Source organism: Palleniella intestinalis (assembly GCF_013166595.1).
Taxonomy (GTDB): domain Bacteria; phylum Bacteroidota; class Bacteroidia; order Bacteroidales; family Bacteroidaceae; genus Prevotella; species Prevotella intestinalis.
Map to the genome: position 1 here is coordinate 286,320 of NZ_JABKKG010000003.1, position 15,460 is coordinate 301,779.

Annotated in this window: 11 protein-coding genes; 4 read left to right on the plus strand and 7 right to left on the minus strand. The window is 45.6% G+C overall.

The window, feature by feature from the left end:
- Positions 1 to 229 precede the first annotated feature (229 nt).
- The 7 genes from HPS57_RS05855 to HPS57_RS05885 form a co-directional block, all read right to left on the minus strand.
- Positions 230 to 685, minus strand: a complete 456-nt coding sequence (locus HPS57_RS05855; protein WP_172181120.1) for a hypothetical protein — start codon at positions 683 to 685, stop codon at positions 230 to 232.
- Between the two features lie 38 nt (positions 686 to 723).
- On the minus strand, positions 724 to 1,086 hold the full coding sequence (locus tag HPS57_RS05860; RefSeq protein ID WP_172181122.1) for a hypothetical protein: 363 nt from the start codon (positions 1,084 to 1,086) through the stop codon (positions 724 to 726).
- 59 nt (positions 1,087 to 1,145) lie between these two features.
- Entirely contained in the window at positions 1,146 to 1,655 is a 510-nt protein-coding gene (locus HPS57_RS05865; protein ID WP_172181124.1) for an RNA polymerase sigma factor, read from the minus strand.
- Positions 1,656 to 1,739: 84 nt separating this feature from the next.
- Positions 1,740 to 2,042 (minus strand): T9SS type A sorting domain-containing protein, encoded by a 303-nt coding sequence (locus tag HPS57_RS05870; RefSeq protein WP_172181126.1) that lies wholly within the window; start codon positions 2,040 to 2,042, stop codon positions 1,740 to 1,742.
- Positions 2,043 to 2,208: 166 nt separating this feature from the next.
- Positions 2,209 to 2,874 (minus strand): YggS family pyridoxal phosphate-dependent enzyme, encoded by a 666-nt coding sequence (locus tag HPS57_RS05875; RefSeq protein ID WP_172181414.1) that lies wholly within the window; start codon positions 2,872 to 2,874, stop codon positions 2,209 to 2,211.
- 71 nt (positions 2,875 to 2,945) lie between these two features.
- The gene (locus HPS57_RS05880) at positions 2,946 to 3,434 is read right to left on the minus strand and encodes a DUF4494 domain-containing protein (RefSeq protein ID WP_172181128.1); all 489 of its coding nucleotides are present in this window, start codon (positions 3,432 to 3,434) and stop codon (positions 2,946 to 2,948) included.
- 159 nt (positions 3,435 to 3,593) lie between these two features.
- Positions 3,594 to 6,125, minus strand: a complete 2,532-nt coding sequence (locus HPS57_RS05885) for a TonB-dependent receptor (protein WP_172181130.1) — start codon at positions 6,123 to 6,125, stop codon at positions 3,594 to 3,596.
- Between the two features lie 546 nt (positions 6,126 to 6,671).
- Between HPS57_RS05885 and susR the strand changes: the two genes are divergently transcribed.
- From susR to HPS57_RS05905, 4 genes are all read left to right on the plus strand, one after another.
- Positions 6,672 to 8,354 carry a SusR family glycan utilization regulator gene (susR, locus tag HPS57_RS05890; RefSeq protein ID WP_172181132.1) on the plus strand — a complete coding sequence of 561 codons (1,683 nt, stop codon included), beginning with the start codon at positions 6,672 to 6,674 and terminating at the stop codon, positions 8,352 to 8,354.
- Between the two features lie 774 nt (positions 8,355 to 9,128).
- Entirely contained in the window at positions 9,129 to 12,383 is a 3,255-nt protein-coding gene (locus HPS57_RS05895) for a SusC/RagA family TonB-linked outer membrane protein (RefSeq protein WP_172181134.1), read from the plus strand.
- A gap of 12 nt (positions 12,384 to 12,395) precedes the next feature.
- The gene (locus HPS57_RS05900; protein WP_172181136.1) at positions 12,396 to 13,913 is read left to right on the plus strand and encodes a RagB/SusD family nutrient uptake outer membrane protein; all 1,518 of its coding nucleotides are present in this window, start codon (positions 12,396 to 12,398) and stop codon (positions 13,911 to 13,913) included.
- A 36-nt stretch (positions 13,914 to 13,949) separates the two neighbouring features.
- Positions 13,950 to 15,395: a hypothetical protein gene (locus HPS57_RS05905; RefSeq protein ID WP_172181138.1), complete on the plus strand. Its 1,446-nt coding sequence runs from the start codon at positions 13,950 to 13,952 to the stop codon at positions 15,393 to 15,395.
- Positions 15,396 to 15,460: the final 65 nt, after the last annotated feature.

Consider the following 15,460-nt stretch of genomic DNA (forward strand, 5'->3'; position numbering starts at 1 on the left):
TCATGGGTATGCATGACATGCCCTGTTTGCACAAACCAAATGCAAAGTTAGTAAGAATTATGCAGATACACAGTATGTCTTGGTATGATGTGCCTGATAATTATTTTTTTTTAACTATTTATAGGCGTTTAAAGACTTAATATTAAGAGATATTGTTGTATCATCTTTGCAAATAAAGGCCTTTCTTTGTCTTATTGTTGTTTGGAAAACGCCTTGATTGGCGTTGGGCTTATTTGTTGTTTCTTTTTGTGTCTTTTGGGTTTTTACGTTCCCGGCTCATCTGCCTGAACTTTATTTTGTCAAATTTGTCAGACTGATGCAATGCTTCCATGACTTTTGTTGCAGGCAACTCCTTAAGCATGCGCAAGTGGTACTTCTGTTGCAGCTGCTTTCTTTGGATGTCAAGTTTGTCGCCTTCTATGATAGCCTTGCGGCATTCGCTTTCGGTTGTCGGGCGATGTCTTTTCTGTTTGTGGCTCTGCTTGAAGAGTTCGCGCTCTTTTGCGCGCATCTCATCGTATATGGCAAAGAATTTTTTCGCCTCTTCTTGCGTCAGTTTTGCCTCACGGGTGACAAATTGGCGGTGTTCCTTTCTGTATGACTCTTTGTCGAATTTCTGGCAATTCGCCATTGCTGTTACCATTGTCAAGGAGAGTAACAGTATAAGATGAATGAATCTGTTCATGTGTTGTCGCTTTTTGGAATGTACGTTTAGGGTTGTGTTCATTCGTTTAGCATGTCGTGAATGTCCTGACTGTCAAACATTACGTAGTCGGCAGCCTCGTCAACAGTGTAAGCATACTGCTCTGCAGATTTCCCAATCTCTGCCTCTGCCAGATGCTTGTCGTACTGTGAGTCATTGTGCATTGTCACTGCGACAACGGCAATAAGCAGCGAAGCAGCGATGGATGCGGCATAATATGTGAGTCGGGACTTCGTTTTTGAGACTGCGATAGGATGCTTTGTGACTTGCAATGGCTCTTCACTCTGCTCCGGAATCTTTGCCATTATTGACGAAGACAGATTCTCAAAGTATCCTTCCGGCACTTTGAAATGCTCCTTTATGTTAATACCCTTGTCGTTCATAATATACATGTTTTGACAGTTGTTCTTTTAAGGATAAGATGACAAAAGCAGGAAAAGGTTTAATCGTACTGCTCGAAAAATGCTGAGATTTTCTTTACTGCAATGTGGTAGCTGGCTTTCAGTGCTCCTTCTGACTTGCCGAGAATCTCGCTTATCTCTGAATATTTCTTGTTTTCAAAATATTTAAGCTGGAACACAAGTTTCTGCATGTGAGGCAGTTCTCCTATTGCTTGCTGTAGTCTTGCGGCTGTCTCGTCACCGTCAAAATATTCGTCAGCCATGAGCCTTGATGCGATAGAGCATTCTTCGCTGCCCTCATCTGAGAGTGAGTAAAACTGTTTCTTTTTTCTCAGGAACTCGAGTGCTTCATTGATTGCTATCCTGTACAGCCATGACGAAAGGCTTGATCTTCCTTCGAATTGTGGCAGTCCGTTCCAAGCCTTGATGAATGTATTTTGTAGAACGTCGTTAGCGTCGTCATGGCTAAGCACCATACGACGAATTTGCCAATACAGTTTTTCACCGTATTGGCCAACTATCTGCTCGAATTCTTTTCTTGATTGTTCCATCTGTCAAGGTGAAACTTCTCGCCACAAGCAGGGATGCACATTTCTGTTCCCTGCCGGAAATGCAAAACAAAAGTTTTTTGCGGTTTATTTTATGGATATTTTTCTGACTGTCTTTCCCACCTTTATTATATAGCAGCCTTTAGGGAGGTTGAGGTCATAGTGGCGGTCGTGTCCGTCGACAACAAAGCTTTTCACGCGTACACCTGCCACATTATACACATACAGCATCTGTCCGTTAGCATTGGCAACATGAATCGTTGACTCGTTCGTCACGGAGACAACCGGTTGCTGTTCTTGCTCGATGATTTCCACATTAGCCATTGCGCACTCAGGCACAACGACAGTCATGGTCAAAGCGAAGAGAATGGAGTATATGTATTTCATCATAAGCTATTCGTTTGTATTTTATATGCAAAAATAGCAAATTATTTGAAAAAACACAAGAAATCAAAAACGCAAGTGCGGTATATTATTTTTTTTTAACACCCGGCATACAATAATCAGGCAACATGCTAAGTTGCTATCGTCTCATGCCACATTGTCCGCATAACTTTTAGTATTGTCGCTCACCGAAAATATACGTTCCGACACGCACCATGGTGGAACGGCACTGCATGGCAATCTTGAAATCCGAGGACATTCCCCATGAACGCTCGCGGAAATTCTCATCATCGGCGAAATAAGCGTTCTTGACCTCGTCAAAAAAGTCTGCTGCCTCAGTAAACTCAGAGCGTATCCGGTCTTCGTCATCGGTGTTGGATGCCATCATCATCAGTCCGCAGATTTGCACATGTTCCATACTGCGCCATTCGCCGTCGGCAAGAAACCGTCGGCAGTCTTCGAGGGAAAAGCCGTATTTTGACTCCTCTTCAGCAATGTGAAGCTCAAGCAAAACCTTTATTATGCGGTTGTTTTTTGCAGCCTGCTTCTCAATCTCTCTAAGCAGTTTGGCAGAGTCGCATGCCTCCACCATGTCTATGTACGGCGCGATATACTTGACCTTATTGGTCTGAAGATGTCCTATAAAGTGCCACTCGATGTCTTTCGGCAGCAGTTCATGTTTCCGTCTGATTTCCTGTTCATGGCTTTCGCCGAACACACGCTGTCCCTCCTCATAGCAGGCAAGTATCGCCTCTGCGGGGTGGTATTTGCTTACAGCCACAAGGCGGCAGCCCGGTGCAAGGCTGTCAAGGACGTTATGCAATCTATCCTTTATCATCAGAACTTGTTGGAAATTATGAATTGTCGGTTGTCCCACGATGATTCCGGCGTGAGACAACCGCATTGTGTTTACTGTTCGTACTCAGGTTTGTCGTTCACTTCCTGCTTCTTTGCAGCGTTGTGCTCAAAGATGTCCATGATAGAAGTGTCCTGAATGGCTGCGAAGATGTAGTCAATGGCTGTTCCGCCCATTACGTCTTCAACATATTTCACAGCCTGCTGCAGTGTGTGAGCCTGCACAAGATAAGTCACAGGAGAGAGCTTCTCCTTTTGTGTCTTCTCGTCGATAGTGATGAATTTCAGCTTTACTTTGAAGAATTTGTCGTCAGTATCAGCGTCAGAGAACATGATTTCTCCGTATCCTGCCTGTGATATGCCTGTCACTTTGAAATCTCCGCTGATGTAGCTTGACATTTCTTCTATGATAGCTGCTTCTGCCTCAGTAAATGAAAGTGCGTCAACGACATAAAGCTCTGTCACCATTTTCTGCTGGCCGTTCTCCATCATCTTCTCGTAACGTATCTTGGTTTCAAACCAGTTCGCTGTTCTTGATCTCATTTTCTTGTCTTTTTATAATGTATGTATTCGTTTATATATGTTTTGAGAGCTTACGCTCTTTTGCATAGTTTCTGCAAAATTACGCATAAGCCCTCAAAATACAAAGGTTTTTGTGTGATTTTTTCAATTATTTAGCAGAGCACAGTCTGCTTCCACGGCTTAATCCTCGCCGCCTCCGCCGTATGAGCCGGCGGCATCGTCATCATTATCCTGGCGATGGTCCATTCCCGGTTTCTTCTTGGCATTGTTGTTACCGAAGGACCATGTGACGGTGAGATTGAACTTGCGGGCATGTCTCCAGTTCTCGCTGTACTGTTGGAATGTCTCGCTTTCGGTGACGCTCTTCCTGCGGCGTGAGTCAAGCAAGTCGCGGCAGTTCAGTGCTACGGTGAGTTTCTTGTCCATGAAACTCTTGCGTATGCCGAGGTCTATGCCGTAGCCCGGTTTTCTGTAACCTTGCGTAATGACACTGCGTGAACGGTAGTTTCCTTTAACCTGCACGGAGAAGTCCCATGGCAGGATTACGCTTGCCTGTATTCTCGCGTTCCAAGAGAAACGGCTGTCACTCTCTCCTGTCACGTGCACCGTCTTGCCCATGAGCGGGTCAAGAAGCTCATAGTCAAATCCGTCAAGCTTGTAGTAGAACGCACTTGCGGTGGTTGTGAGGTCGAGGATGCGGAAGAACTTGTTTTTGAGAGTCAGTTCAAGTCCTGAGTTGACGCTCTCGCTGAGGTTCATGCTTGTCGAGAATGTGCGGTTGTCACCGTCAATCATGTATCTTACGCGCTGTATGACATCCGTTGTCGGGCGGTAGTATGCCGAGATGAGGAACGAATGGTTGGAGAATGTCTTCAGATAGTTCAGCTGGAATGAGTTGCTGTACTCAGGTGTCAGTTCCGGATTACCGAAAGAGACGCTTGTAGCGGAACGTGTGTCCATGAATGAGTTGAGTTCTCCTCCCCATGGGCGGCGCAGACGGCGTGTCACATTAAGCTGCAGCTGGTCGTTCTCCGTGAACTGGTAGGAGAGGAAGAGGCTTGGGAACAGTTTGAAGAAATCCTTGTTGTAAGCCGGATTCTTCTCCTTTCCGAGAAACTCCTGACCGTAGTCGTAGCTCTCTGTGTGCACTTTCCAATATTCGCCTCGCAGACCTGCCATTACTCCGAACTTGCCGAACTTCATCGTTGCTGTGGCATAAAGCGAGTGGGAGTCCATGTTGTACTTGAACCTGTTGTAGAAAGCCTCGTCGATGATAGCGTCTGTGCCGTCGTAATTGTCTGAACTCCAAGACTCTTGCGGTGTGTTCTCACGGCTGAACATTGCGTTGTATCCCGCCTGAAGCATGAACTTTTCAGAGATAGGATTCTCATAATCCAGCTTCACGTCGGTATGGTTTGAGCGGACAAACATCGGGCGGTACTGATAGCTTTCCTTGTCATCGTCGCCATTGTCATAGACAGTTCGGTCCTGATACCAGTTGTCATTGTCAGCATCCCATGAGCCACGGCTTATGTTGAAGTCAAGATAATGCCTGTCGGTGAAGTTATGACGGTAGCCGAACTCATAATGCAGCATGTCCATTTTGCCCCTTCCTGTGGTCTGACGGGTAAGGATATGAGTCTGTACAGGCGCAAGTTTGTTTGCTCCTGTGTATGTGCCATAATAATAAGGTGTGTTGGAACTGCTGTTGTTCCCTCCGTGCATAAGCATTCCGCCAATGGTGAAATCATCCTTTGCAGTGGCATGGAATGTCACTCCGGCGCGTGTGAAGAGGTTGTTTCCGCGACGGTTGGATACGGTGCGTGAGTTCTGGTACGATGCCAATGCTCCATTGCTGAAGATGTCCTGCTCAGAGACAGAGCCGCTCTCGTCCTCATGGTGGCGGTAGCCGATGCTTGCATAAGCGTCAATCCACTTTGAGTTCATGTTTATGTTGACACTTGTGTTGGCACCGCCGGCAGTGTTTCCGCCCGCCTGCACTGATCCATAGTAGCCCGCTTTGCGGTCACGTTTCAGGATAATATTGATGATTCCGGAGCTTCCTTCCGCCGAGAATTTCGCCGAAGGGTTGTCGATTACCTCGATGCGGTCAATGCTTTCGGCAGGAATCTGCTGAAGTATCGTACCACGGTTGTCGGAAGTCAGTCCGCTGCTCTTGCCGTTAATCCACACTTCCACACTCGTGCTGCCACGCAGAGAGATGTTTCCGTCCTGGTCAACCTCCACGGAAGGGATGTTCTCCAAAGCCTCTGACGCACTCGCACCGACATTGGCGAGGTCGTTGGAGACATCGTAGGACTTGCGGTCCACCTCCAGTTTGACGGCAGACTTCTGTCCTACGACCGTCACTTCTCCAATCTGGTGGGCATCCTCAAAGAACAGAATCTTGCCCATATAGACTATCGGCTTCTCTTTCTTGATAGTCACCGACTTTGTCACAGTCTTGTAACCGACGAATGAAATCTGCACATCATACGTTCCGAACTGCAGTCCTGAGAGTTCAAAATGTCCTTCCATATCAGTCAGGCCGCCTTTGACAACAGCAGTCTGTCCCGGCTTCGTTATCTTGATGTTTACATACGACAGGGCTTCTCCTGACGAATCCTCTACTACGGTACCTTTTACCGTTCCTTGCGCTGCCATCACAATGGCGCATAGACATAAAAAAATGAGTGTTGTAAATCGTTGCATACCTTTTTAGATGCTTTCTGACATTAAAAGTTTATTTTTGGAATGCAAAATTACTAAAAAATCCTGATTCAGGCAAAAAATGAGTGTCAATCATACTGCTTATATTGACTATGGACAAGTGGATTATAGACTTGAAACCGAATCTATGGCAGATGACATTATGAAAGGTAACACTTCGTTATGCAAAAGGTAACGTTTGACTTAGTGAAAGGTAACACTTCGCATGATAAAGTGTTACCTTTGGTTATATTAACTGTGTTTTAACACCTGTTAGATTTTGTGATTCGGTTGAGGAATGAAATATATTGCATTTTGTTGTTAAATATTTGATTTTGCTTGCAAATTGATAATTTCGTATAGTCGCCGTCTGTGATATGTGTTTGCCTTATCATTAAGGTTCGCGAGTAAATGTAATCAGGAATATACAGATACCATTTACCACAAAAATCCTTTTCGTGAAAAAATAAAACCATATTTATTTGCATGTTTTCAGAAAAAACATTAATTTTGTAATCAAACCTTAATAATCCGCAAGCTAACTACACCATGGAAACGCTCAAACGTCTTGTATTCTTTATAATTGTTTTATTGTGCTCCGCACTCTCGGCTGCCGGCAGGAACGTTGATTCCGTGTTGGTTGAACTTGACGGTGTGTTGCTGAAATGGCCTGACTATGTAGAGCAGCATGAGGAGAAAATCAGCGAGTTGCGTAAGGAACTGGCTCGCGCAAAGGACGATAAATTGCGCAGTGAGTGCCTTTATGAGCTGTTTGAGAAATACAAGTCATATCAGAACGACTCCGCGTTGGTGTATATAGAAAAATGTGCTGAACTGGCAGGGAAGATGGGCGACAAGGCGCGTGAGGGCGAATGTCTGGCTCTCCTTGCTTACCAATGTGCGTCAACTGGCATGTATGCTGAGGCTGACTTGATTCTCAGCAGGATTAACGTAGATGAATTGGAGGGGGTGGGACAGAAGAAATACTACATGACAGCCACCTATCTTTATTCGGAAATGGCGTTTTACACTCAGGTTCCTGCCCTGCGTTCCGTCTATGGCAGGAAGTCGAAGGAAGCCAACGAGAAGATGCAGGAGGCTTTTGCAAATTCGTTGTTTGATGATTTCTTTCTGCAGTGTAAGGAAATAAAGATGTATAATCAGCACAAGGTCGCCGAAGGATTGAAGATCAATGACGAGCGACTCTCACAGATTCGCACCGACAGCAGGGAGTTTGCCATCATCGCCTTTTATCGCTATATTGGTTACAAGAGCAAGGGTGACATCGAGAAGGCAAAATATTGGCTGGCCAAGTCGGCTGTTGCCGATGTCAAGCATGCGGTGAGAGACCAAGGCGCTATGTGGGAGTTGGCAAACCTTCTCATGGCGGAAGGCGACATAAGCCGTTCGTACAGGTACATAAGTTATGCTTGGGACTGTGCCAACAAGTACGGTACAAAGATGCGCAGCTGGCAGATAGCACCGGTTCTTTCCACTGTTGACAAGAACTATCAGGATGAGTTGGACAGCACAAACAGCAAACTGACGTTGTCGATAGTGCTTGTCAGCGTGATGTCATTGCTGTTCCTTGCCATGCTGTTCTACGTGATGCGCCAGAGGAACAGTCTCAGGCAGGCGCGTAATGAGTTGGACGAGAAGAACAAGAAACTGTCGGAGGTTGTCGGACAGTTGCGTGAGGCGAACGACCGCCTGTCCTCTGTGAACCTGAAAATGGGCAGTGCCAATGTGCAGCTCAATGAGTCCAACAGGGCAAAGGAGATGTATCTGGGCATTTTCCTGCGGCAGTGCTCTCTGTACATCGACAAGTTTGAGACTTTCCGCAAGCGTCTTGAGAAGCTGGCGAAGAACCGTGAGTTTGATGATTTGTACAAGTTGGTGCGCTCAGACAACTTCAAGGCTCATGAGCTGGAGCAGCTGTACGAGAGTTTTGACAAGACTTTCCTCCACCTTTATCCTGATTTCGTTGAGCAGTTCAACAGTCTTCTGCGTGAGGAGGAGCGCATCATCCTTCCCGAAGAAGGCAAGCTCAACACTGTAATCCGCATCTTTGCCTTGATACGCCTTGGCATAGAGGACAGTTCAAAGATAGCCAAGTTCCTGCATTATTCAGTGAACACAATCTACAATTATCGCGCAAGGATAAAGAATGGTGCGATAGCCGACCGTGAGAACTTTGAGAAACATGTGAAGGAAATAGGCACGGGAGCATAGGAATAATGATTATTGGTGTGGGGCAATCCCATGCGCAGCGTTATTTGTAATCTGTATTTGATTATATAGCAAGTATATATTGTGTTACTATAATCTCACCTTATTATATAGTAAGCATGTGTAGTGTTATTTGTAATCTATATTTGACTATATAGTAAGTATACATGGCGTTACTATAATCTGCACCTTATTATATGGTAAGCATGCGTAGTGTTATTGTAATTCGTATCTTACTGTATTGCAAACTTTATTAGACGATAATGAAAGTTGTTTCGCTAATAAATGTGGCGGAGCCACAATCCTCATGGTAACCACCGGCTTCAGCCGTGCGGTCCTAAAGGTGCACCAATAACTTGTGTGGTGGAACCACACTCCTTTATGTTTCCTATAATTATCCCACCTACATATCACAGATTAGTGCTGATTATATTTCAGGCATAAAGGAGTGTGCCTTTACCAACACTTTTTGATGTTCATTAGCATATATTCTACACAAGGATATGCAGGATTTTTTTACCAAGTACTGGCGAAAAGCAATACTTTTCCTATTATAAGTGTTATAAAAACCACTATACATTATCCACTTTTTTGTATAACGGTGTTTGCTTTATTTTGTTGATTTTTAGTGTTTTATTATTGGGGTAGGTAAAAAGCAATCCACTTTTTTTATTTGCATCCTGTTTTTTTGCAAAGAAAATAAATACCTTTGCAATCGGGTATAAAAAGCCTATCAAATAAACTAAATAACTTTTTGAACCATTAACTAAAAGTGAAATGAAAAAAGAAAGGTTTCTAATTTCGTTATTGGTATTCTTTGTGTCAATAACGGCCTTTGCTCAGAAACAGAATTTCTCGGGCACAGTAGTGGATAACCTCGGCGAACCGGTCATTGGTGCCTCGGTTGTTCTTAAGGGAAGTTCCAACGGAACCATTACCGATGTGGACGGAAAGTTCACCGTCAATGTCGAGAAGGACGCTGAGTTGGAAGTGTCTTTTGTCGGTTATGCAACCCAGCGCGTCAAGGCTTCCCAAGGCATGCGCATCGTTCTTCATGAGGACAATGCATTGCTTGACGAGGTTGTTGTCGTCGGCTATGGTGTCCAGAAGAAGAGTGTTGTCACAGCTTCCATTGCAAAGGTAAGCGCAGAGGATTTGGCAGGCAAGAGCCCTGTACGTATGGACAACGCACTGAAAGGACTTGCGGCAGGTGTGAATGTGACATCATCATCAGGCCAGCCAGGCGCTGCTCCTAAGGTACGTATCCGTGGTACAGGTACAATCAATAATTCCGACCCGCTTTACATTGTTGACGGTATGCCTATCGAAGGCGGTCTTGACTTCCTCAACCCGTCAGACATCGAGTCTATCGAAGTGTTGAAGGACGCCGCTTCCGGTGCTATCTATGGTGCACGTGCTGCCAATGGTGTCATCCTTGTCACAACAAAGAAAGGCAAGATGGGCAAGGCTGCTATCAACTACAATTTCTCTTATGGTTGGCAGAGCGCAGCGAAGAGACGCGATGTTACCAACGCTACTGATTATGCAATTCTCCAGAACGAGTTCTATGTAAACGGAGGTCAGAATGCTATTTATGCTGATCCTTATAATCTTAAGGACATTAACGGTGATGCTGTTGTCGGTGGTGGAACAGACTGGCAAGACCTTGTTTTCAACGACAATGCTCCTGTTGTAAACCATGAAGTAAGCATCAGCGGAGCTTCTGAGAAAATAAACTACTATCTCTCTTTGGGCTATTACGACCAGGAAGGTATTGTAGGTGGCAACTACGGCCAGTCCAACTACAATCGTCTCAGTATGCGTTCAAACACCAATTACACGATTCTTGACGCTTCCAAAGAGCGCAACTTCCTGAATAAGATTGACTTGAACGTAAGTCTGGCTTATACACGTATCAAGAATACTGGTATCAGTGAGAACACTGAGTGGGGTTCTGTACTTGGTTCCGCACTCTACATGTCTCCGATACTTCCTCTTTCTGTGACAAAAAAAGAAGTCATCGAAGGAATGGAGACGGCTTCTGCAGGTTATGAACTCATCCGTGACGCTTATGGCAATCCTTATACTGTACCAAACTACTTCGGCGCTTATCAGGAAATCAACAACCCTATCGGCATAATGAGCAAGCCTGCACAGCAGAACTGGTCACATAAGTTTGTTCCGAAGTTCGCTTTTGATGTGCAGCTTTGGGGCAACCTGAAGTACCACTTCTCTTATAGTGCCGACCTCGCTTTCTGGGGCAACGAGTCATACAATGCCACAAAATGGTATCTCTCTGGAAACAATAAGGCTGACCACACAGGCGCTTCGAAGCGTTCGGATAAAGGAACAACATGGCAGGTGGAAAACACACTTACTTATGACAAGACCTTTGGCAAGCATTCTTTTAGTGTAGTCCTCGGACAGTCTGCATTCAAGAGCAAGAGCGACTACCTCGGTGGTAACCGCTATGACCTTGTGAACCCTAACAAGCCTTCAATCGATTACGCTACGGGTAATATAGATTACTCCTATATGACTGACGCAAATGGCAATTTCGTCTTGGACGACGATGGTAAGAAGATCATCACCGGTGCAAGCGCATTGTTTGGAGTCTATGGTGGCAACAATGTTGTGCATACTCTTTCTTCTTATTTCGGACGTGTGAGCTACAACTACGATGAGCGTTACATGTTCCAAGGAACTCTCCGCCGTGACGGTTCAAGCCGTTTCGGTTCTAACAACAAGTATGGTGTGTTCCCATCATTCTCTGTGGGATGGAACGTGATGAATGAGATGTTTATGGAAAAGACACGTTCTTGGCTCAGCAACATGAAGTTCCGCTTCTCTTGGGGTAAGAACGGTAGTGATGCGATTGGTGACTTCCGTTACACAGTGTTGACATCAATGGGCAACAACGTCCTCTTTGGTAAAGACGCCATCAAGTTCAACGGTTCTAAAGCAAGCGGTCTGCCTAATGCCAACCTCAAATGGGAGGAGTCTGTACAGACCGACATAGGTATCGACTTGGGCTTCATGAACAACGCTTTGACATTCACTGCCGACTACTATGTCAAGAAGACCTCCGGAATGCTTATGACAATGCCTATCCCAAGCTATGTAGGTGAGACAAAGCCTATCGGTAACGTAGGTGACATGAAGAACAGCGGTTTCGAGTTTGAGCTTGGTTACAAGTGGCATGTGGCAGATGCAATCTTCTCTGTAAAGGCGAACGCCACTTATCTTAAGAACGAGTTGACAAAACTCGGTGAGGCAAACGGTTACATTGATGTGGACGGTGTTCACGGAATCAATGGCGGTGGTACTCGTGGTATTGTAGGACAGCCGTTCCCATTCTTCTTCGGCTACAAGACAGATGGTATCATCCAGAACGTGGCAGAGCGTGACGCTTACATCAATGATGTACTTAAAGGTGATCTTGCAAACTTCACTCTCGGTTCAAACCTTGCTCCCGGTGATGTGAAATTTGTCGATGTGGATGGCAATGGCATAATTGACACCAACGACCGTACAAACATCGGTAACGGTACACCTGACTGGACATTCGGTATCAACCTCAACGCTGCTTGGAAGGGCTTTGATTTCAACCTCTTCATGCAGGGAGTCACAGGTGCGGATGTATTCGACGGAACATACCGCACAGACATCTATGCCGGAAACTATCCTACATGGATGCTCGGCCGTTGGACAGGTGAGGGCACTTCCAACAAGTATCCTATCCTGAAGGCGGGTGACACACAGAACTGGCTGATGTCTGACCTCTATGTATGCGACGGTTCTTACTGGCGTATCAAGAACATCTCTATCGGTTACACTCTGCCACAGAATATTACACGCAAATTCTTCATAGACCGTCTCCGTGTCTATGTTCAGGCGGACAACCTCGTAACTTGGACAAAGTACTGGGGCTTCGACCCTGAAATCTCTTCAGGTGCTACATCACTCGGTGTTGACCGTGGTGTATATCCGCAAGCTCGTACATGGACTATTGGTGTAAATGTTTCATTCTAACAATCAAAAATCATGAAAGCAACAAAATATATAGCAATGGGCTTGTTGGCAACCTCTGTTATGTTGACAACAGCTTGTAGTGACAGTTTCCTTGAGGTGGAGAATCCAAGCGGTGAGCCTTTGGAGGAGTATTATACTACCGATGCGCATATTCAGGAAGCACTGTATGCTGCTTATGACCCGACCCACTGGCCTGACTGGGGACTTGGACAATATAACGCACTCAATATTGATGCAGAGGTTATGGGCGACAACTTCTGGGTTGGCGGTGCAAACAAGGGCGATATGGCCACATGGCACAAGCTCTTCAATTTCGAGGCAAACGAAAACGAGACATTCAGCTCACTGTGGACAGTGGACTACTCAGGCATCAAGCGCTGTAATGATGTGCTGAAATACATACCTTGGGGCACTGATGTCACACCGGAAAACGCCAAGAGCTATGAGATGCAGGCTCGCGCACTGCGTGTCTACTACTACAATAACCTGTGGCACTACTTCGGCAACATTCCTTTTTATCTTACAAACCTTGAGGGCAACTACATCGCTCCACAGCTTCCGGCAGACGAGGTATATGCAGAACTTATCCGAGAACTTGAGGAAGTCATTGCATCAAATGTGCTTCCTATGCGTTGGGACAACACTTATGCCGGCAAGGTATCACAGGCAATGATATATATGATGTATGCCGAGATGGTAATGTATCAGAATGACCAAAGCCGTTATGCTAAGGCTCTCGAGTATATGAACAAAATCATTTCCGACAGCCAGTATGACCTCGTGGACGATTACGCTTCCATCTGGGAGACTTCCGGTGAATGGAGCAAGGAGTCTATCTGGGAAATCAACTATACCGATAACGGTAACGAGCGCGGATGGGGCAGCCCATTGGCAATCGGTGGTACAGTTCTCCCGACACTTATCTCGCCTCCAAACATGAAGCCTTTCCCTGAGCACGGACTCACACAGGACGGCTGGGGATTCCTCCCTATGAAGCAGGAGACTTACGACATGTTCGAGGCTGGAGACACCCGTCGTGACGCTACAGCATGGGATCTTCGCGATGTACCTTATGAGCCACGTTATCAGAACACAGGCTTGTGGCTGAAGAAGTATCGTGCCCAGGATGCCAACAACGCAAATGCGGTTGGTGACAAGAACCTGAACTTTAACAACAACCTGCGTGTGTATCGTTATGCAGAGACACTGCTCAACGCTGCCGAACTTATCCTGAAGACCGGTGGAAACGCCACAACAGCTTTGGACTATGTAAATAAGGTTCGCGAGCGTGCCGGCATAGGCAAACTGTCCACAGTCAATGAGGACTTGATCATCCAGGAGCGCAACTACGAGTTTGTGGGTGAAGGCAAACGCTATTTCGACCTTGTACGTACAGGCAAGGCGGCAACAGTACTTGTTCCGGACGCTTACGGCTATCGTACCAATTCATGGACTCCTAACAAAAAGTACATTCCTATCGATCAGGCCGAGCTTGACTCTGACCCAGCATTGAAACAGAATGATTATTAATATATGGCAATACAAAAACAAATAAAACAGTAAACTATGAAAAAGGTTTTTAACTATATAAGTTGCGCACTGATGACTGTATTGGCACTCGTAGCATGCTCGCCTGACGACTTTGATGGAGCTAATTCCAACGGCGTGCCAATTGTGTCCGACCTCGTTGAAGGTGTTGACTATATGGCTGAAGTGGACCAGGAAACAAATATTGTCACTTTCGTCCTTAAAACGCCGGGATATTATCCTATATGGACAGTAGAGGGTGAAAACGGTACTAAGACCACCAACGGTTATCAAAAGAAAGTCATGATTGCCGGCACATACAGGTACAGCCTCAAAGTAGGTAACAAGAACGGTATCTCTGACGGAAGCATTGATGGTACATTCACAATAGAGACCACACGTTTCGACTTCTCTGAGTTCTATAAAAAACTTTGCGGTGACGGAACAAAAGAGTGGCGCATATCAAGCAAGGACGAAGGACACCTTGCCTGCGGCGAATCCGGCTCTGACGGTACAGGATGGTGGAAGGCCGGAGCTGACGAGAAGGCTGATTTCGGAATTTATGATGACCGTATCACATTCTCTACTGACGGCACTTACACATACAGCCCAGGTGAGGACGGACTTATCTTTGCAAATAAGGATGTCACTGCTCTCGGTGCACCTGCTCATAGCGAAGACTATACAACTCCGGTTTCTGCCCAGACCTCTACCTACTCTCTGGTTTATGACCCTGCTTCAAATTCTGAGGTAAGTCTCGTATTGCCGGCAAATACGCTCTTCCCGTATATCTCCCATGATGTACAGTACAACAATGCTTGCACATACACCATCAATAAGCTTACGGACAAGAAGCTCGACCTTACAATCCAGATGCCTGGCATAGCATGGCACTTTATCCTTATCAACGGTGAAGATGAAGTGAAAGAGGATGCTTTTGATCCTAATAAGGTAAACTGGTGCGGTGTGGACGACCCTCTTAACCTTGGTGTAGGATTCAACACCAAAGGCGCACTGAATTTCTGGTGGGCATCTGAAGGTTGGTCACAGGTTGCTGACCCTACATGCTCTTTTGCCGATGGTGTGTACACAGTGACATCTGTTGCCAATGGTGGTGCAGAATGGATGGGACAAACTTACATCAATGACGTTCCTGTTGGTGTTGAGATTGGTGAGTTCTATGACATCTCAGTCGACATCGAGACTTCCGCAAATATCGACCGTTACACGATGAAGATATGCCAAGCCAATGATGATGACAACGTTCTCTTTGTAAACGGCAAACTTGACTTGTCAAAAGGCAAGCAGACTGTCCGCTTCGCAAAACTTTCTGCCATAAGGACTTACGAAAATGCGGACAAACAAATGGTAAGTGAGCCTTCAGCAATCGACAATGCCAAATGGATGTTCGACTTCGGTGGAGTGCCGGCAGGTGTGGATATTAAGATTAGCAACTTTATTCTTCAGAAGCACAATCCGAAATAATAGGTTGAATTGTTTGCATAAATTTGGTTAGCAATGTTTATGGGGGTATCAATATGTTTGCATAT